Below are 17635 nucleotides of genomic sequence, written 5' to 3'. Positions count from 1 at the left end.
GGTGACCCGTGCTGCGACTGACCGCACTCCTGCGTGACGCACGCGAGCACGACGACGGGGTCTCCATCGTCGAGGTCCTCGTCGCCATGACGGTCTTCGCGATGATCGCGGCCGGTGTGGCGATGGGCATCGCGAGCTCGCTCTACCTCACGCACGGCTCCCGCTCCCGGGAGGTCGCGATCGGCCTCGCGCAGGACGGCATCGACCGCGCACGCACGTCGACCAACCTGTTCGGCGTCGTCGACGGCACGTCGGTGCAGCGTGTCGCGGGCATCGACTACCGGGTCGTGCAGACCGCACGGTGGGTCGCCTCCTCCGGCACCGCGAACGCCTGCGGCAGCGGGGGTGGCCCCCTCGCCTACAAGCGCGTCGCCATGACCATCAGCTGGAGCGCCGGCGGTCGGGGGTCCGACCAGTCGGTCGCGATGAACAGCATGGTCGCCCCGACCTCGGCGGTCACGGCGGCGGGCCTCGGCACGATCATCGTGTCGGTGTCCCGGGTCGACGGCAGCGGGAACCAGGGGGCCATGGTGTCGATCGCCCCCGCGGCCACGAACCCCGACGGTGCCGGCCCGGTCACCTCGACGGTGCCGGTCACGGACGCCACGGGCTGCAGCTACGCCCTCAACGTGAAGCCCGGCCGGTACGACGTCTCGGTGACGAAGCCGGGCAACATCGACGACGGCACGTCCTCGGGGTCGCTCGGCGCCCAGACGGCGACGCCCTCGACGACCGTCCGCGTGAGCGCGAACCAGACCGCGGCTGCGAACATGAACTACGACACCGCCCTCACGGTCGCACCGCAGTGGGGCGACCCCAACGCGCCGACCACGGCGTTCACCGCGCCGACCACGATGCCGGTGACGCTGCGGCGCAAGACCGCCGACCAGGGCCCCTTCGCGGTCGGCACGACGACGCAGGTCTTCCCGTTCACCGACGGCTACAAGGCGGTCGCCGGCGTACCGGCGACGTGCGCCAGCACCGACCCGGAGAACTGGACGACCGGGAGCGGCACCGCTGTGGCTCCGCGGAGCCCGGGGCAGCCGGTCGCCGGGACGAACGCGGTGCGGGCGTCGGTGCAGCTCGTCACGATCACCCTCCCGACGAACAGCGTCAACGAGGTCCTCGCCAACTCCGTCGCGCCGGTGCCGAACTCCGGCGACCCCGGGTGCGCGAAGGGAGCCCAGTACCGGTTCACGAAGCTCCCCCTCGGCCAGCCGGTGACGATCGCCCTGCCCTACGGCACGTGGTCGCTGCAGTCCGGCAGGACCGCGGTCAACCTGCTCGGGATCATCACCATCACGACGCCGACCACGGTGACCGGCATCCAGGCAGCACCGGGCGTCGCACCGACGGCCGACCGCGTGCTCCTCGACCCCAGGCGCGCGCCGTGATGCGCGTCCTCCGCCGCCTCGGCCGGGACGACCGCGGCGTCTCGCTCGCCGAGCTCATCGTCGCGATGAGCATCAGCGTCCTCGTCCTCACCATGGCGGGCGCCTTCTTCGTCTCGGTGTCGCGAGCATCGACCACCACGACGAACGTCGACTCCAACACCCGGGTGGCCTCGACCGCGATGCGCGAGATGCAGCGGATGTTCCGGGTGGCCTCGAACAACCCCGTCGCGAGCGGCGTCGACGCGCAGTACGCGGTGCAGTACGCCACGGCGACGTCGGTCCGGTTCTTCGCCTACATCAACCTCAACTCGGCGGTCGACGTGCAGCCCGTCGAGGTGCAGTTCACCCTCGACCCGGCGAAGGGCACGATCACCGAGACGAAGTGGAACGGCGTGCCCACCGACCGCACGGCCACCTACTACGACTTCCCCCGCGCGACCACCCCGACGCTGACGAACGCACCGACGTCCCGACTCGTCCTCGCCGAGTCCGTCGTCCCGTCGACCCTGTTCACGTTCCGCAACGCGGCCGGCACGGCGATGACGGCGGGCCCCGACGGTGCGCTGAGCGCGACGGACCTCGCGGCCGTGCGGTCCGTGAGCATCGACCTCACCGTCGGGGAGCGCGACCAGCAGCGTCCAGCCGCCCGTGACGACGTCTCGCTGACCAGCACCGTCGGCATGCCCAACCTCCAGTTCGGGAGCTGACCGTGCGCCGCATCCTCGCCCTCATCCGCTCGCACGACGACGAGCGCGGCGTCGCCCTCGCCGCCGTCCTCGGGATCGGCATGGTCGTGATGATCCTCGCCGCCACGATGGTCGGCATCGCGACGTCCGGTGCGACGAAGACGACCTCCGACCGCGACTTCGCCAACGCGATGGCCGCGGCGTACGCCGGACTCGCCGACTACCAGAGCCGGGTCAACGCCGACAACACGTACGCGACGAAGTACGGCGATCCGAGCCAGCCCTTCAGCACCGGTGACACGTTCCCGAAGGGCGTCGGCACCGGGGCTGCGCTGAACCCCGCGTTCACGAGCTGGGTGACCGTGCCCGGGTCGACGGGCGCCGCGGGCGAGACGTCGTACCGGTACGCGGTCGACAACAGCATCGCCGGCCCACAGGGCATCGTCCGGGTCCAGGTCACCGGGCGTGCCGGTTCGACCACTCGCACCCTGGTCGCGAACGTGCGGCCGGACGGCTTCTCGAACTACCTGTACTGGACCGACTACGAGTCCGGCGACCCGGCCATCACCGGCGAGGACTGCCGCAACGTCTACCAGAACACGACGTACTCGGTCAGCCCGGGCGGCGGCAAGGATGCGTGCGACCGCATCCAGTTCCAGGACGGTGACACCCTCGACGGACCGATCCGCTCGAACGACGTGATGCTCATCTGCGGCGGTCGGTTCGGGAGCACGGTCCAGTCCTCGGTCGGGTGGAGCACCTACCGGTGCTCCTCGCCGAAGGCCCCCTCCTTCGACTACTACGCCGGTTACCAGCCCGAGGTCGTCAGCTCGTACACGCCGCCGTCGACGATCAGCGCCGGCCGCGACCGGATGTACAGCGACGACCCGGCCGTCAGGGACACCGCGCCGGGGACGGGCTGCCTGTACACCGGACCCACCGAGATCACCTTCCTCGGGAACGGCACCATGCGCATCCGCTCCCCGCTGACCCTCGCGACGAACCTGCAGCGCTCCGGCAAGTACGGGTCGGCGCCCGACAAGTGCGGCAGGCTGACGGACCTGCAGGGCTCCGGGGCCGTCGTCAGCACGAAGCTCCTCGCCGACAACCTCGTGTACGTGCAGGACGAGCCGGCATCGTCCGGGACCGGGTCCTCGACGAACCCGAACTTCACCAAGGACCCGAGCAGGTCCCCGTCTGCCTGCATGCGGAGCGTCGCCGTCAAGGACAACGGTCTCGGGTTCCCCCGTCGCGGCAGTGTCCCGGGACTGGGCGGAACGTGGGACGAGGCGAACCCCGAGACCGCGCAGGGGCAGCAGATCCCGTTCAGCACGGCCTACGGATGCACCCACGGAGACCTCTTCGTGTCCGGCAAGGTCGACGCGTCGATCTCGCTCGTCGCCGAGAACTACGTCTACGTGACCGGAGACCTGCAGTACACGGCGGGCCGGGCGGCGTCGACCGTGCTCGGTCTCGTGGGCCAGGAGGCCGTCCTGGTCTGGAACCCCATGGTCGACGCGTACGGCGGGACCTACCCGATGCTCGCCGGGGACCGGACGGTGGCGGCTGCGGTGCTGTCGAACCAGGGCACGTTCACCGTGCAGAACTACGCCATCGGCGGTGGTCGGGGGAAGCTCACCGTGAAGGGGTCGATCGCACAGCGGTTCCGCGGTGCGGTGGGCAAGGGCACGAACGGCTACCTCAAGGCGTACGGCTACGACACGAGCCTCGGCAGCTACACACCACCGTTCTTCCCGCAGCCGGTCGTGACGACCTACAAGGTGACGTCGCAGATCGAGGTCGCGGCGGCGTACGACGCGGCAGGGGTCCCGCGGTGACCCCGGCCGTGTTCGTCGCCCTGCTCGTCGGCGTCGTCGGCCTGGCCGTCGGCTCGTTCCTCAACGTCGTCGTGCACCGTGTCCCAGCGGGCATCTCGGTCGTCGCGCCGCCGAGCGCCTGCCCACGCTGCGGCCACGGCATCCGACGACGGGACAACGTGCCCGTGGTGTCGTGGCTCCTGCTCCGCGGGCGGTGCCGTGACTGCAGCACCGCGATCCCGAAGCGCTACCCCCTGGTCGAGGCGGCGACGGCGGCACTGTTCGTGCTCGTCGTCCTCCGCGCCGCACCGCCACTCGTGGCCGCGACGGACCCGCGGGCCGCTGCCGCCGCGACCGTCGGCCTCGTCGTGCTCCTCTACCTGATGGCCGTCTCGGTCGCCCTCGCGCTCATCGACCTCGACGTGCACCGGCTGCCGAACGCGATCGTCCTGCCCGCCTACGTGGTCTGCGCGGTGCTCCTGGTCGCCCGCAGCGCGCTCACCGGCGACTGGGCCGCGCTCGTCCGCGGCGGCATCGGGCTCGTCGCGATGGGCGGCGGCTACCTCGCCCTCGCGGTCGCGGTCCCCGGTGGGATGGGCCTGGGCGACGTCAAGCTCGCCGGTGTCCTGGGGCTCGTGCTCGCGTACCTCGGATGGGGACCCCTCGCAGTGGGAGCTTCCGGCGCCTTCCTCCTGGGCGGTACCTTCGCCATCGGCCTGCTGGCGACCGGTCGTGCCCGTCGCGGCACCGGCATCCCGTTCGGCCCCTGGATGCTCGGCGGAGCCTGGCTGGGCGTGTTCCTCGGTCAGCCCGTGCTCGACGCGTACCTGCACATCACCGGCCTGGCGTAGGAAGGACCCAGCACATGGCGAAGACCCTCGTCGGGATCGACATCGGCGGAGACACCATCCGCGCGGTCGAGGTCGCGAACCCGGACAAGCCCGACCCCGTCATCCTGCGCGTGGCCGAGGTCCCGCTCGTCCCGGGCTCGACCAAGCGCGGTGAGGTCCTCGAGCCGAACACCGTCGCCGCCAGCCTCAGGGAGCTGTGGCGGGTCGGACGGTTCCGGTCGAAGGACGTCGTCCTCGGCATGGGCAACCAGCGCGTGCTCTCGCGCGACCTGACCGTCCCGAAGGCCCCGCTCGCGCAGATCCGCGAGTCGCTGCCGTTCCAGGTGCAGGACATGCTCCCGGTCCCGGTCGGTGACGCGATCCTCGACTTCTACCCGGTGTCCGAGTCGACGACGGTGGACGGACCCGTCGTGCACGGTCTCCTCATCGCGGCCGTCAAGGACTCCGTGCTCGCGAACGTCCGCGCGGTCCAGCTCGCCGGTCTCAACCCGGTCGGCGTCGACCTCATCCCGTTCGCGCTCACCCGCGTCTACCTGCCGGCGTCCCGGTACCCCGGTACGCACGCGCTCGCCGAGGTCGGGGCGAACACCACGACGGTCGTGATCGCGACGGACGGGGTCCCGCAGTTCGTCCGGGTGATCCCGTCGGGAGGCGACGACCTGACCGGCGCGCTCGGTGCTGCCCTCGACATCCCCCTCGACCAGGCCGAGCCGGTGAAGCGCTGGATCGGCATGGGCGGCCGCGCCCTGACCGCCGACGACCGACGCGCCGAGGCCACCATCCGCGACCTCAGCACCGAACTGCTGACCAGCTTGAGGAACACCGTGAACTACTTCGTGAGCACCCGGCCGGGGACGACCATGGCGGGCATCGTGCTCGCCGGCGGCGGCGCGCACCTCCCCGGGTTCGCCGGGGCGCTCGGCATGCAGACCGGACTGCCCGTGGCGATCGGCGACGCGTTCGCCGACGCCGCGACGAACCGCTCCGTCCGCAGCGAGGACCTCGCCGAGCGCGGGCACGCCGTCGCCGTCGCGTGGGGACTGGCGCGGGGGAGCGTCGCCGCATGACCAAGCTCCTGGAACCGCCCCGGAGACGCGGGCCCCGATCCCACGAGGTCCGGCTCGTGGCGGACACCGCGCAGCGGACGAAGCGGCAGGGCCGTGAGGCAGCCGGCACGATCGTCGTCGGTGGCGTCCCCCGTGTCGACCTGCTGCCCACCGAGGTCCACGTCGACCGACGACAGCGGGCCCTGGTCCGTCGGGCGTGGTTCGGCGTCGTCGTCGTGGCGGTGGTGGCCGCCGGAGCGACGGTCGTCGCGTCGGCCGCGGCGATGCAGTCCGAGTCGGAGCTCGAGCAGGCGCGTCAGGAGACCGACTCCCTCCTGCTCCAGCAACGGCAGTACCGCGACGTGCGCGACGTCGAGGGTCAGACCGACCTGCTCCGAGCCGCACAGGGGGTCGGCGGGTCCACCGAGGTCGACTGGCAGGCCACCCTGCAGCGTGTGCAGGACTCCCTGCCGGCCGGCGTCTCCATCACCGGCGTGCAGATCGACTCCGCGACCCCGCTCGAGTCGTACGCGCAGGCGACCACTCCCCTCCAGGGCCAGCGGATCGCGACGCTCACGATCGCCGCGTCGAGCACGACCCTGCCGTCGGTGCCCGCCTGGCTCGACTCGGTGAAGGGCATCCCGGCGTTCGTCGACGCCAACGCCGACTCGGTGACGCTCGACGCGTCGACGAACGTCTACACGGTCGACATGACGATCCACCTCGACGAGCGTGCGTTCGACGGCAAGTACGAGACGAAGGACAAGTCGTGAGCCGCAACCGCCTGATGCTCCTCCTGGCCGCGGTCGCGTCCCTCGCGATCCTGGCGGGCGGGTTCTTCCTCGGGGTGCAGCCGCAGCTCGACCGGGCCGCGGCTGCCGATGCCGAACGCGGGAGTGTCGCGGGCACCAACGCCTCGACACGGACCGAGCTCGACCGTCTGCGGGAGCGGGCCGCCGAGATGCCGCGCATGCAGGCCGAACTCGCCGAGCTGCGTGCGTCGGTGCCCGCCGACGCCCAGGCGTCCGCACTCATCAGCCAGCTCGATGCCACGGCGGACACGAGCGGTGTCCGGGTGTCGTCGCTCACCATCGGTGATGCGCAGGCGTACGTGGCGCCCGCCGCGACGCCGGCGACCGGTTCCGACGGAGGGTCGACGGGCACGGGGACCCCGGGTGCGGCCACGGCGGCACCGACCGCCCAGGCGACCGCCGCCGCGACGCCGGTCGCACCGCGGACCACGACCGACGGCAGCATCACGAGCGCCAACTTCTCGGTGATCCCCGTGACCGTCACCGTCGAGGGCGACTTCGCGCAGGCGCTCGCCTTCGTCCGCGGCGTGCAGTCGAACCCGCGGCTCTTCCTCGTGACGTCGATCTCGTCCGCAGCGGCGGAGTCCGGCGCCGACGACGGGGCGGCGGAGACGCCGACCTGGACCTTCAGCGGGTCGGTCTACGTGCTCGCGGGCGGCCCGACGGCCGCCAGGACGGCGGGCTGACGACGGCCCCGGCGGCGGGCTGACGACGGCCCCGGCGGCCGGTCGACGACCGCTCCGACGGCGGGCCGGCGACCGCCCCGCACTGCTCGCGGACCCCTCCGCCGCCCACCCCGCGAACCGGGGCCACCGCGCCACGCCGGACCCGCTTCCGCGACACCCGTCGCTGTGCGTACGATGCTCCCGGTGCCGCGCTCGCGGCTGCCCATCCCCTCTCGGACGGTCGCCCACGGACGGCCGTTCCTCGTCGTGCCCGGAGTCGCGCGTGTTGTACGGAATCGTGGAGTTCCTCGGCTGGTTCGGAGCCGTAACCGTCCTGGCAGGTTACCTGCTCTTCTCCCTCGGGAAGATCCCCAACGGCCCCGTCTACCAGGCGCTGAACCTCGTCGGCGGGGTGTCGGTCGCGGTCAACGTCGCAGCACACCACGCCGTGCCGTCGACGATCGTCAACGGCATCTGGGCCGTCATCGCCGCGGTCGTCCTCGTGCGGATGGCGGCCGCTCGGATCCGCGCGGGCCGGTCGACGAGCACCACGCTCGGTGACGTCGACGGCAGCACCGACCGTGCCGCCACCGGGACCGGCACCGCGCACGTCGAACCCCCGGCGACCACCGCGGTCCTCCCGGTGGTGGGCCCGGCGGTCCGCGACCACGCCCCCGAGCCGGAGGCGACGGCACCCGCCGGAGCGTCGGCGTCCCTCCCGGCCGACGACCACGCGCCGGCCGCGACCGAGCCCGTGGGGGTCGCGACGCCCCTCCCGGCCGGCGACCTGCCGGCGGTGCCGGTGCCCGCCGGGGCCGGTGCGCGCCTCCCGTCCGTGACGGACCACGCGTGGTCCGCCACCGGGACGGACGAGGCGACCACGCAGGCTGCGCCGCTCACCGAGTCGGTCCCCGTGATCACGGCGACCATCGCCCTGGCCCTCGTCGCCGTCGCCCGCGGACAGGCCGAACGCACCGACCGTGCCGACCGCGCCGACCGCGCCGACCGCACCGACCGCGCCGACCGCACCGACCGCGCCGACCGCACCGAGCAGGTGGCCCACGCAGGCCGCACCGACCAGGAGCAGGTCCAGCAGTAGGGCCAGCACCACGTCCGGTCCGTCGTGCGCGGCCCACCGCGACCCCGCACACCACCCGGCGGTACCATCGCCGCATGTCCCGCTGGTTGGTCGCGACGATGACGTCCGTGCTCTTCGTGGCGCTCGTCGTCGCGGTGACCGGCTTCGAGGCCCTGCTCGCCGACGTCGAGGCGATCGCCCAACCCGACGCGACGCCGTACCTCGGCCCCGGGATGGTCGTCGCCGGCGCGGTCGTGGTGTTCCTCGCGACGGCGTCCGGCGTCCGCGAGGGCAACCCGGGCGTCAGCGGCCTCGTCGCCGCCGCCGGCACGTACCTCGTCATGCTCGCGGTCGGATCGGTCGGCTACGCGTCCGTCCGCGGCGACGCCACCGAGCTGCTCGTGTTCCCGGCGGGCTCCGCACTGAGCCCGTTCGTCGTCGGTTCGGTCGTCGTCGCGTTGGTGTGCGTCGTCGGCGGGATCGCCGCGGCGCGCCACCAGGACCGCGCGGCGGCGCGGCAGGCGACGCACGACCACCGCTGACAGCCGCGCGGCGGCCCGGCAGGCGACGCGCGACCACCGCTGACACCCGCGCGGCGGCCCGGCGGGCGACGCACGACCACCGCTGACAGCCGCGCGGAACCACACCGGACCGGCGTCGGTCCCCGGCGGTAGGATCCCGGAGCAGGCAACACGCACGACGGGGGACGCATGACCGAGCAGCAGACGGACGGCTGGGCAGCCGTACCGCACGTCGAGACGATCCGGGGCACGCAGGAAGCCGCGGCGCAGGGGGTCGTGGCGCCGCCGCGACCGCCTCGCAGGAAGCTGCGGCGCGGGGCGCTGATCGGCATCATCGCCGGTGGCACCGCCGTCGTGCTGCTCGCCGTCGCCGGCATCGTGACCTACTCGGTCCAGTCGGCCTCGCACTCGCCCGACCGTCCGGTGCGCGCGTTCCTCGACGACCTGACCGCCGGTCGCGTCGACGACGCGCTCGACACGGCGGGCATCGAGCACGGCAAGGACGACGTGCTGCTGACCGATGCCGCGTACGCGAAGGCCTCCTCGAAGATCACGGGGTACCGGATCGCGGCGACCGACACGTCCGGCGACACCGCACAGGTGCGGGCGTACCTGCGACAGGGCGGTCGCGACGTCTCGACCGTCTTCACGCTCGACCGCACGGGAACCGACCTCGGCGTCTTCCCGGTGTGGAAGATGGAGGCCCCGCAGCTCGGCCGCGTCGACGTCTCGGTCCGCGGTCCCGCGAACACGGGGCTGCAGATCGCCGGCAAGAGCGTGACCACCTCCACCGACGGGGCGGTCAGCCTCAAGGCGCTGCCGGGCAAGTACTCCGTCGCCGTCGACGGGGGCAAGTGGTACACGGCGGACAAGACCGAGGCCGTGGTCTCGGGCTTCCGGAGCACGGCCTCGATCCCGGTGTCCATGCGCGTCACGCTGACCGACGCGGGCAAGCAGGCGGCCCAGCAGGCCGTCGACCGCTGGGTGGACGGCTGCATCGCGTCGACCGAGGCCGAGCCGCCCGGGTGCAGCTTCTACGCCTACGGGTCGAACCCGTCGTACACGTACACGAACAAGAAGTGGACGCTCGAGACCCGCCCCGCGGTGTCGGTGGGCGACTGGTTGTCGCGCGGCTTCTTCGTGACCACCACCACGTACGGGCGGGCGAAGTACACCGCCGACTTCACGGGCCCGGACGGCCCGGGAACGGCCTCGGCCGGCCCGATGAACGTCAACGCCACCGGCTACATCACGGGCTTCACCGACGAGGGTGCGACCTTCGAGTCGGCCGTCGGCAACGGCGCGCGCGACTCCGGTTCCTGAGCCCGGACGCGGTCCGTCCACTGGGCCGGCTGCGTGCGGGCGTCGGTCCGGCGCGGGTCGGGTCGTCGCTCCGCCTCGCGTCGCGTCGTCGGTCCGCCTCGCGTCGCGTCGTCGGTCCGCCTCGCGTCCGGTCGTGGGTCCAGCTCGCGTCCGGCAGGCGGTCCGGATGCGGCCGGGAGGCGCCCCCCCGACCCCGTCGCGCATCCTCCCCACCGCGACACGCCCGGCTTGATCTCACCCTGTCACGCGGGTAGTCTCATCTGGGTGTGCGCCCTCGGGCGCGCCCGAAATCCCGGTCCTGCGGTGGCTGATGCCACGAGCCGGACGGGATCATCCATCCCCCGCCACCTCCGCCGTCAGGCGGCGATCGGCGTGTGATGAGGAAGCCGGCGGAACGCGCCGGCCAGAGCACGAGCGAAGAACCAGGAGAACAGTTGCCTACCATCCAGCAGCTCGTTCGCAAGGGTCGCACGCCGAAGGTCGTCAAGACCAAGGCGCCGGCACTGAAGGCGAACCCCCAGCAGCGTGGTGTCTGCACCCGCGTCTACACCACCACCCCCAAGAAGCCGAACTCGGCCCTGCGCAAGGTCGCTCGTGTCAAGCTCTCGAACGGCACCGAGGTGACGGCCTACATCCCCGGTGAGGGCCACAACCTGCAGGAGCACTCGATGGTGCTCGTCCGTGGCGGTCGTGTGAAGGACCTCCCCGGCGTGCGCTACAAGATCATCCGTGGCGCCCTGGACACCCAGGCAGTCAAGAACCGTAAGCAGGCTCGCAGCCGCTACGGCGCGAAGAAGGGTTGAGCTAGATGCCTCGCAAGGGTCCCGCCCCGAAGCGTCCCGTCGTCGCCGACCCGGTGTACGGCGCGCCGATCGTCTCGCAGCTCGTGAACAAGATCCTCCTGGACGGCAAGAAGGGCCTCGCCGAGCGCATCGTCTACGACGCGCTCGAGGGTGTCACCGCCAAGAACCAGCAGGATGCCGTCGCGACGCTCAAGAAGGCGCTCGACAACGTCCGTCCGACCCTCGAGGTCCGCAGCCGCCGTGTCGGTGGCTCGACCTACCAGGTCCCGGTCGAGGTCAAGCCGCACCGCGCGAACACCCTCGCGCTCCGCTGGCTGACCTCGTACGCCAAGGCACGTCGCGAGAAGACGATGACCGAGCGTCTCATGAACGAGATCCTCGACGCGTCGAACGGTCTCGGTGCCGCGGTCAAGCGCCGCGAGGACACGCACAAGATGGCCGAGTCGAACAAGGCCTTCGCCCACTACCGCTGGTAGTCCCGGCTGCGGGTGGGTGTCGGTGGTCATGAACCGCCGACGCCCACCCGACCGCCAACCTCTCCTACAACTCTTCCGGAGGAACCTGTGGCACAGGACGTGCTCACCGACCTGAACAAGGTCCGCAACATCGGCATCATGGCGCACATCGATGCCGGCAAGACCACGACGACCGAGCGCATCCTGTTCTACACGGGCATCACGCACAAGATCGGTGAGGTCCACGACGGCGCCGCGACGATGGACTGGATGGCGCAGGAGCAGGAGCGCGGCATCACGATCACGTCGGCCGCGACGACCTGCTTCTGGGACAACAACCAGATCAACATCATCGACACCCCCGGTCACGTGGACTTCACGGTCGAGGTGGAGCGCTCGCTCCGCGTCCTCGACGGTGCCGTCGCCGTCTTCGACGGCAAGGAGGGCGTCGAGCCCCAGTCCGAGACCGTGTGGCGTCAGGCCGACAAGTACGACGTCCCCCGCATCTGCTTCGTCAACAAGATGGACAAGCTCGGCGCGGACTTCTACTTCACCGTCGACACCATCATCAACCGCCTCGGTGCGGAGCCGCTCGTGCTCCAGCTCCCGATCGGTGCCGAGAACGACTTCGTCGGTGTCATCGACCTCATCGAGATGCACGCCAAGGTCTGGCCGGGCGATGCCAAGGGTGACGTCACCATGGGCGCCCAGTACGAGGTCCAGGAGATCCCCGCGGACCTCCAGGCCCGTGCCGAGGAGTACCGCGCGAAGCTCATCGAGCGCGTCGCCGAGACCGACGACGCACTGCTCGAGAAGTACTTCGGTGGCGAGGAGCTCACCAAGGACGAGATCAAGGCCGCGATCCGCAAGCTGACCATCGCGTCCGAGGTCTACCCCGTCCTCTGCGGCTCGGCGTTCAAGAACCGTGGCGTGCAGCCGATGCTCGACGCGGTCATCGACTACCTCCCGTCCCCGCTCGACGTGCCGCCGATGATCGGCCACGACGTCAAGGACGAGGAGAAGGAGATCATCCGCAAGCCCGAGGCGACGGAGCCGTTCTCGGCCCTGGCGTTCAAGGTCGCGGTGCACCCCTTCTTCGGTCGTCTCACGTACGTCCGCGTGTACTCCGGCTCGATCGAGTCCGGTGCCCAGGTCATCAACTCGACCAAGGGCAAGAAGGAGCGCATCGGCAAGATCTTCCAGATGCACTCCAACAAGGAGAACCCGGTCGACAACGTGACCGCTGGCCACATCTACGCGGTCATCGGCCTCAAGGACACCACCACCGGTGACACCCTGTGCGACCCGACCAACCAGGTCGTCCTCGAGTCGATGACGTTCCCGGAGCCGGTCATCGAGGTCGCCATCGAGCCGAACACGAAGGCTGACCAGGAGAAGCTCTCCACGGCCATCCAGAAGCTCGCCGAAGAGGACCCGACGTTCCGCGTCGAGCTCAACGCCGAGACGGGTCAGACGACGATCAAGGGCATGGGCGAGCTCCACCTCGACATCCTCGTCGACCGCATGAAGCGCGAGTTCAAGGTCGAGGCCAGCGTCGGCAAGCCGCAGGTCGCGTACCGCGAGACCCTGACCAAGGTCGTCGAGCGCTACGACTACACGCACAAGAAGCAGACCGGTGGTTCCGGCCAGTTCGCGAAGGTGCAGATCGCCCTCGAGCCGATGGAAGTCACGGCCGAGAAGGTCTACGAGTTCGAGAACGCCGTCACCGGTGGTCGCGTCCCGCGTGAGTACATCCCCTCGGTCGACGCCGGTATCCAGGACGCCATGCAGGTCGGCATCCTGGCCGGGTACCCGACCGTCGGCGTGAAGGCCATCCTCAAGGACGGCGCGGCGCACGACGTCGACTCGTCCGAGATGGCGTTCAAGATCGCCGGTTCCATCGCCTACAAGGAGGCCGCCCGCAAGGCCGGTCCCGCCATCCTCGAGCCGATCATGGCCGTCGAGGTGCGTACTCCGGAGGAGTACATGGGCGACGTCATCGGTGACCTCAACTCCCGTCGTGGCCAGATCGCCTCGATGGAGGACGCCTCGGGCGTCAAGGTGGTCCGCGCGAGCGTTCCGCTGTCCGAGATGTTCGGCTACGTCGGTGACCTCCGGTCGAAGACCTCTGGTCGTGCGGTCTACTCGATGACCTTCGAGACCTACAGCCAGGTCCCGGCCAAGGTCGCCGAGGAGATCATCGCGAAGAACACCGGGGAGTAACGCTCCGGCGTTCACTCCACAGGCGAGGGTGCCCGGCGACGGGCCCCTCGCCACCAAGTACAGTAATGACACACACCCTGCACGCCAACGGTCTCGCGACCGGGGGCATGCTCTCCGAGTCCTGAGGAGGACCCACAGTGGCCAAGGCCAAGTTCGAGCGGACCAAGCCGCACGTCAACATCGGAACCATCGGTCACGTCGACCACGGCAAGACCACGCTCACGGCGGCGATCACCAAGGTTCTGCACGACCAGTACCCGGACCTCAACGAGGCCCGCGACTTCGCACAGATCGACAGCGCTCCCGAGGAGCGCGACCGCGGCATCACGATCAACATCTCGCACGTCGAGTACCAGACCGAGAAGCGCCACTACGCGCACGTCGACGCTCCTGGTCACGCCGACTACGTGAAGAACATGATCACCGGTGCGGCCCAGATGGACGGCGCGATCCTCGTGGTCGCCGCCACCGACGGCCCGATGCCCCAGACGCGTGAGCACGTCCTGCTCGCCCGCCAGGTCGGCGTCCCCTACATCGTCGTCGCGCTGAACAAGTCCGACATGGTCGACGACGAGGAGATCCTGGAGCTCGTCGAGCTCGAGGTCCGTGAGCTCCTCGGCTCGCAGGAGTTCGACGAGGACGCCCCCGTCGTGCAGGTCTCGGCGCTCAAGGCGCTCGAGGGCGACGAGAAGTGGGTCAAGTCGGTCCAGGACCTCATGTCCGCCGTCGACGAGAACGTCCCGGACCCGGTGCGCGCCACCGACCAGCCGTTCCTCATGCCGATCGAGGACGTCTTCACGATCACCGGACGTGGCACGGTCGTCACCGGCCGTGTCGAGCGTGGCACGCTCGACCTGAACTCCGAGGTCGAGATCGTCGGCATCCGCCCGACGCAGAAGACCACGGTCACGGGCATCGAGATGTTCCGCAAGCTGCTCGACAAGGCCGAGGCTGGTGACAACACCGGTCTGCTCATCCGTGGCCTCAAGCGCGAGGACGTGGAGCGCGGCCAGGTCGTCGTGAAGCCGGGTTCGGTCACGCCGCACACCGAGTTCAAGGCGAACGCGTACATCCTGACCAAGGAAGAGGGCGGGCGTCACAACCCGTTCTACGCGAACTACCGTCCGCAGTTCTACTTCCGCACCACGGACGTCACCGGCGTCATCACGCTGCCCGAGGGCACCGAGATGGTCATGCCCGGTGACACCGTCGCCATGTCGGTCGAGCTGATCCAGCCGATCGCGATGGAGGCCGGCCTCCGTTTCGCCATCCGTGAGGGTGGTCGTACGGTCGGCGCCGGTACGGTCGAGGAGATCGTCAAGTAACTCCCGGTTCTCCGGAAGACACTGCGTCAGCGGGGTCGGGCCTTCGGGTCCGGCCCCGCTTCGTCGTTCCTGCCGTCCTGTCGTCGGCACCGCCGTCCGTGTTCGACCTGGCCGGTCGGAGAACGGAGTCAGGGGGTGGGCGGATCGCTGCCGTGACCCGTCACAGGGCCCGTCGGGTTGGATCGGTCGGGTGACCCGTCTCCGACGCTCGACGACCAACGGCCGTGGCTACCACCGCGTGCGGAGTGGCCGCGGCTTCTCGTTCCGCGACCCCGACGGCGCGACGGTGACCGACCCGGCCGTGCGGCAGCGGCTCGAGGAGCTGGTGATCCCGCCGGCGTGGGACGAGGTCTGGATCTCGCCGTACGAGAACGGCCACATCCTCGCGACGGGTATCGACGGTGCCGGGCGCCGGCAGTACATGTACCACCCGGGCTGGCGCGAGCGGATGGACAAGATCAAGTACGACCGCGCACTCGCCCTCGCGGAGTCGCTGCCGTCGGCGCGACGCATGGTCACGCAGGACCTGCGCCGCCCGGAACCCGACCGACGTCGCGCCCTCGCCGCCGCGTTCCGCATGCTCGACCAGGGCTCCCTCCGTGTGGGTTCCGAGCGGTACGCGACCGAGCACGGCAGTCGCGGGCTGTCGACGCTGCTCTGCGCGCACGCCCACGTCTCCGGCGACGACATCGAGCTGGACTTCCCGGGCAAGAGCGGCCAGGAGTGGTCCTCGACGATCCACGACGCCGACCTCGCGAAGGTGATCGCGGGGATGAAGCGTCGCGGCGCGAACGCCCGCCTGCTCTCGTTCCGCGAGCGCCGCGGGGCAGAGTGGGAGCCGCTCGCCGCCGAGGACATCAACGAGTACGTGAAGGAGCGGGCGGGCGACGAGTTCACGGCGAAGGACTTCCGGACGCTGCACGGCACGGTCGCCGCCGCCGTCGACCTGGCGAAGACCGGTCCGGAGTCGTCCCAGGCGAAGCGGAAGAAAGCCGTGTCCCACGCCGTCAAGGCCGCGAGCGAGGAGCTCGGCAACACCCCGACGGTGTGCCGGCAGAGCTACATCGACCCGCGGCTCCTCGACGCCTACGAGCACGGGGAGACGATCGACCCGCAGCGCTTGCACGCCGCGGAGTCCGAGGTCCGCGCCCTGCTCTACCGCCAGTGACGACGCGGGCGCGGAGATGACGTACGGTTGGTCACCGTGCCCGACCACCCCCACACGGGCACGGAAGGACCCTCACCAGTCGTGACCGACGAGTGCATCCACGGTTTCCCCACCGAGCTCTGCGACATCTGCTCCCCCCGCCAGCGCGAGACGCCGGCGGTCCCCACGGCTCCGGCACCGCGCCGGACCCGCATCACCACCGACCTCCGGTCGACCCCGGCGCCGACCCGCGGTGCCGGCGGATCCCTGCGGTCCGCATCCGCACCGGAACTCCCCGAACCCCGGGACTTCGCCGCCCTGCGTGCCCACCACGCCACCCACGTCGACAACCTCGCGGCGATCGTCGCGGATGGCGCCGTGCTCGCGGCCGACCAGGCCTCACCGGCCGTCGATGTGAGCTCCGCTGCGACCCGCGCCGCACGAGCCGAGGCGACCGCGCCCGACGGCGCCCCGGTGTCAGCACACGTGTCCTTCAGCCTGTCGCCCGACGCCACGCGGTGGGACGAGCTGCGCCGCGGTGCCGAGGGGGAGCGGTGGTCCGACGCGGCTCGCCGCACCCGCGCGACCGAGTACGTCGTGCTCGTCGTCCCGATGTCGGCGTTCGGTGCCTCGGTCATCGTGGCCGACCAGGACGCCGAGGCCGAGGACGTGCGGTTCGCCGTGGGCCCCGCGGCCGCGACGAACCTCATCCGCCGGACCGACTTCACCGACCCGGAGATGCACGGCCTCGAGCTGCTCGCGGGGCCCCGCGTGCCGCTGTCCTCCGTCGCCGTGATCGGCGTCCCGAACGACCGCGTGCGCCAGCAGGTGAAGACGCTCCTGGCCGAGCACCGCGTCACCGGGCCGCGCGTCGCGGTCTTCCCGCCGTGGTTCGTGCCCCCGGTGGTCGCCGAGTAGGACCGCCCGGAGCCCGTCACGAGGCCCGCCCGACCGATGTCGGGCGGGCCTCGTGCGTTCGACGTCTGAGGGTGCCGGAGGCGGCTCCTCGGCGGAGCCGCGCCGCGCCTCCGGCCCGTCGGCGAACCGAGGCGCAGGCGCGGACCTCGGCGGAGCCGCGCCGCGCCTCCGGGCAGTCGGCGACCGAGGCGCGAGGCGAGGTCCGTGGCGGCGTCGCGTCGCGCCTCCCGGCCGTCGGTGACCGATGGCGGAGGCGGGCTGCTCTGCCCAGGGCTGACGCGCCTGCCGACCATCGGGGGACCCGTCGCGAAGGTGTGTGACGCGCGTGCCCGCCCCTCGCTGCCGGGCCCTCCACGACGGCGTCCGGTGCGGTCTCCGCGGCGACCGGACACCCTGCCCGGGTACCCGTCCGATCCCCGTGTTCCCGGGGGAGTCGGCCTCCGGAAAAAAGCGACACGCCCGGGTTGCAGGGATGCCACACCCGTGAGAGACTTGTCCGGTTCCGAACTCCGCGGGCCCGCGCCCGCAGGATCACTGCTCTGGCAGTGCACAACCCCTCCGTTCAGCGGAG

At 71.1% G+C, this 17635-nt stretch carries 16 protein-coding genes; all 16 read left to right on the top strand.

Translation table 11 applies throughout. From position 1 onward, the window contains the following. Positions 1–8: 8 nt before the first annotated feature. The 16 genes from BEP24_RS02930 (at position 9) to BEP24_RS02855 (ending at position 17064) form a co-directional block, all read left to right on the top strand. Complete coding sequence (locus BEP24_RS02930; RefSeq protein ID WP_065960070.1) at positions 9–1394, top strand: hypothetical protein; 1386 nt, start codon at positions 9–11, stop codon at positions 1392–1394. Then, positions 1391–2101 (top strand): PilW family protein, encoded by a 711-nt coding sequence (locus BEP24_RS02925; RefSeq protein ID WP_139197341.1) that lies wholly within the window; start codon positions 1391–1393, stop codon positions 2099–2101. Before BEP24_RS02930 ends, BEP24_RS02925 begins: the two co-directional genes overlap by 4 nt. A gap of 2 nt (positions 2102–2103) precedes the next feature. Beyond that, positions 2104–3918, top strand: coding sequence for a hypothetical protein (locus BEP24_RS17935; RefSeq protein WP_065960065.1), 1815 nt, complete (start codon positions 2104–2106; stop codon positions 3916–3918). After that, on the top strand, positions 3915–4748 hold the full coding sequence (locus tag BEP24_RS17930; protein ID WP_065960063.1) for an A24 family peptidase: 834 nt from the start codon (positions 3915–3917) through the stop codon (positions 4746–4748). Before BEP24_RS17935 ends, BEP24_RS17930 begins: the two co-directional genes overlap by 4 nt. 14 nt (positions 4749–4762) lie before the next feature. Next, a complete protein-coding gene (gene pilM / locus BEP24_RS02910; protein WP_065960061.1) occupies positions 4763–5815 on the top strand; it encodes a type IV pilus assembly protein PilM in 1053 nt (350 codons plus the stop codon). Then, on the top strand, positions 5812–6567 hold the full coding sequence (locus BEP24_RS02905) for a hypothetical protein (protein ID WP_141693330.1): 756 nt from the start codon (positions 5812–5814) through the stop codon (positions 6565–6567). The genes pilM and BEP24_RS02905 overlap by 4 nt, the downstream gene beginning before the upstream one ends. Next, the gene (locus BEP24_RS02900; RefSeq protein ID WP_065960058.1) at positions 6564–7292 is read left to right on the top strand and encodes a hypothetical protein; all 729 of its coding nucleotides are present in this window, start codon (positions 6564–6566) and stop codon (positions 7290–7292) included. Before BEP24_RS02905 ends, BEP24_RS02900 begins: the two co-directional genes overlap by 4 nt. Positions 7293–7554: 262 nt before the next feature. Then, complete coding sequence (locus BEP24_RS02895; protein ID WP_141693329.1) at positions 7555–8370, top strand: hypothetical protein; 816 nt, start codon at positions 7555–7557, stop codon at positions 8368–8370. 74 nt (positions 8371–8444) lie between these two features. Beyond that, positions 8445–8891, top strand: a complete 447-nt coding sequence (locus BEP24_RS02890) for a DUF6121 family protein (RefSeq protein WP_065960052.1) — start codon at positions 8445–8447, stop codon at positions 8889–8891. 168 nt (positions 8892–9059) lie between these two features. Beyond that, positions 9060–10193 carry a hypothetical protein gene (locus BEP24_RS02885; RefSeq protein WP_065960050.1) on the top strand — a complete coding sequence of 378 codons (1134 nt, stop codon included), beginning with the start codon at positions 9060–9062 and terminating at the stop codon, positions 10191–10193. Positions 10194–10627: 434 nt separating this feature from the next. Further along, entirely contained in the window at positions 10628–10996 is a 369-nt protein-coding gene (gene rpsL / locus BEP24_RS02880) for a 30S ribosomal protein S12 (protein WP_058728453.1), read from the top strand. A 5-nt stretch (positions 10997–11001) separates the two neighbouring features. Beyond that, a complete protein-coding gene (rpsG, locus tag BEP24_RS02875) occupies positions 11002–11472 on the top strand; it encodes a 30S ribosomal protein S7 (protein ID WP_058742332.1) in 471 nt (156 codons plus the stop codon). An 87-nt stretch (positions 11473–11559) separates the two neighbouring features. Then, on the top strand, positions 11560–13674 hold the full coding sequence (fusA, locus tag BEP24_RS02870) for an elongation factor G (protein ID WP_065960046.1): 2115 nt from the start codon (positions 11560–11562) through the stop codon (positions 13672–13674). 137 nt (positions 13675–13811) lie between these two features. Then, positions 13812–14999, top strand: a complete 1188-nt coding sequence (gene tuf, locus BEP24_RS02865) for an elongation factor Tu (RefSeq protein ID WP_065960042.1) — start codon at positions 13812–13814, stop codon at positions 14997–14999. 190 nt (positions 15000–15189) lie between these two features. Then, positions 15190–16167: a DNA topoisomerase IB gene (locus BEP24_RS02860; RefSeq protein WP_065960040.1), complete on the top strand. Its 978-nt coding sequence runs from the start codon at positions 15190–15192 to the stop codon at positions 16165–16167. 81 nt (positions 16168–16248) lie between these two features. Beyond that, positions 16249–17064: a DarT ssDNA thymidine ADP-ribosyltransferase family protein gene (locus tag BEP24_RS02855; RefSeq protein ID WP_065960039.1), complete on the top strand. Its 816-nt coding sequence runs from the start codon at positions 16249–16251 to the stop codon at positions 17062–17064. Positions 17065–17635: the final 571 nt, after the last annotated feature.

The organism is Curtobacterium sp. UCD-KPL2560, from assembly GCF_001705035.1.
GTDB lineage: Bacteria > Actinomycetota > Actinomycetes > Actinomycetales > Microbacteriaceae > Curtobacterium.
Note: the sequence above shows the minus strand (reverse complement) of the source record. Positions and strands in the feature narration are given on the sequence as shown.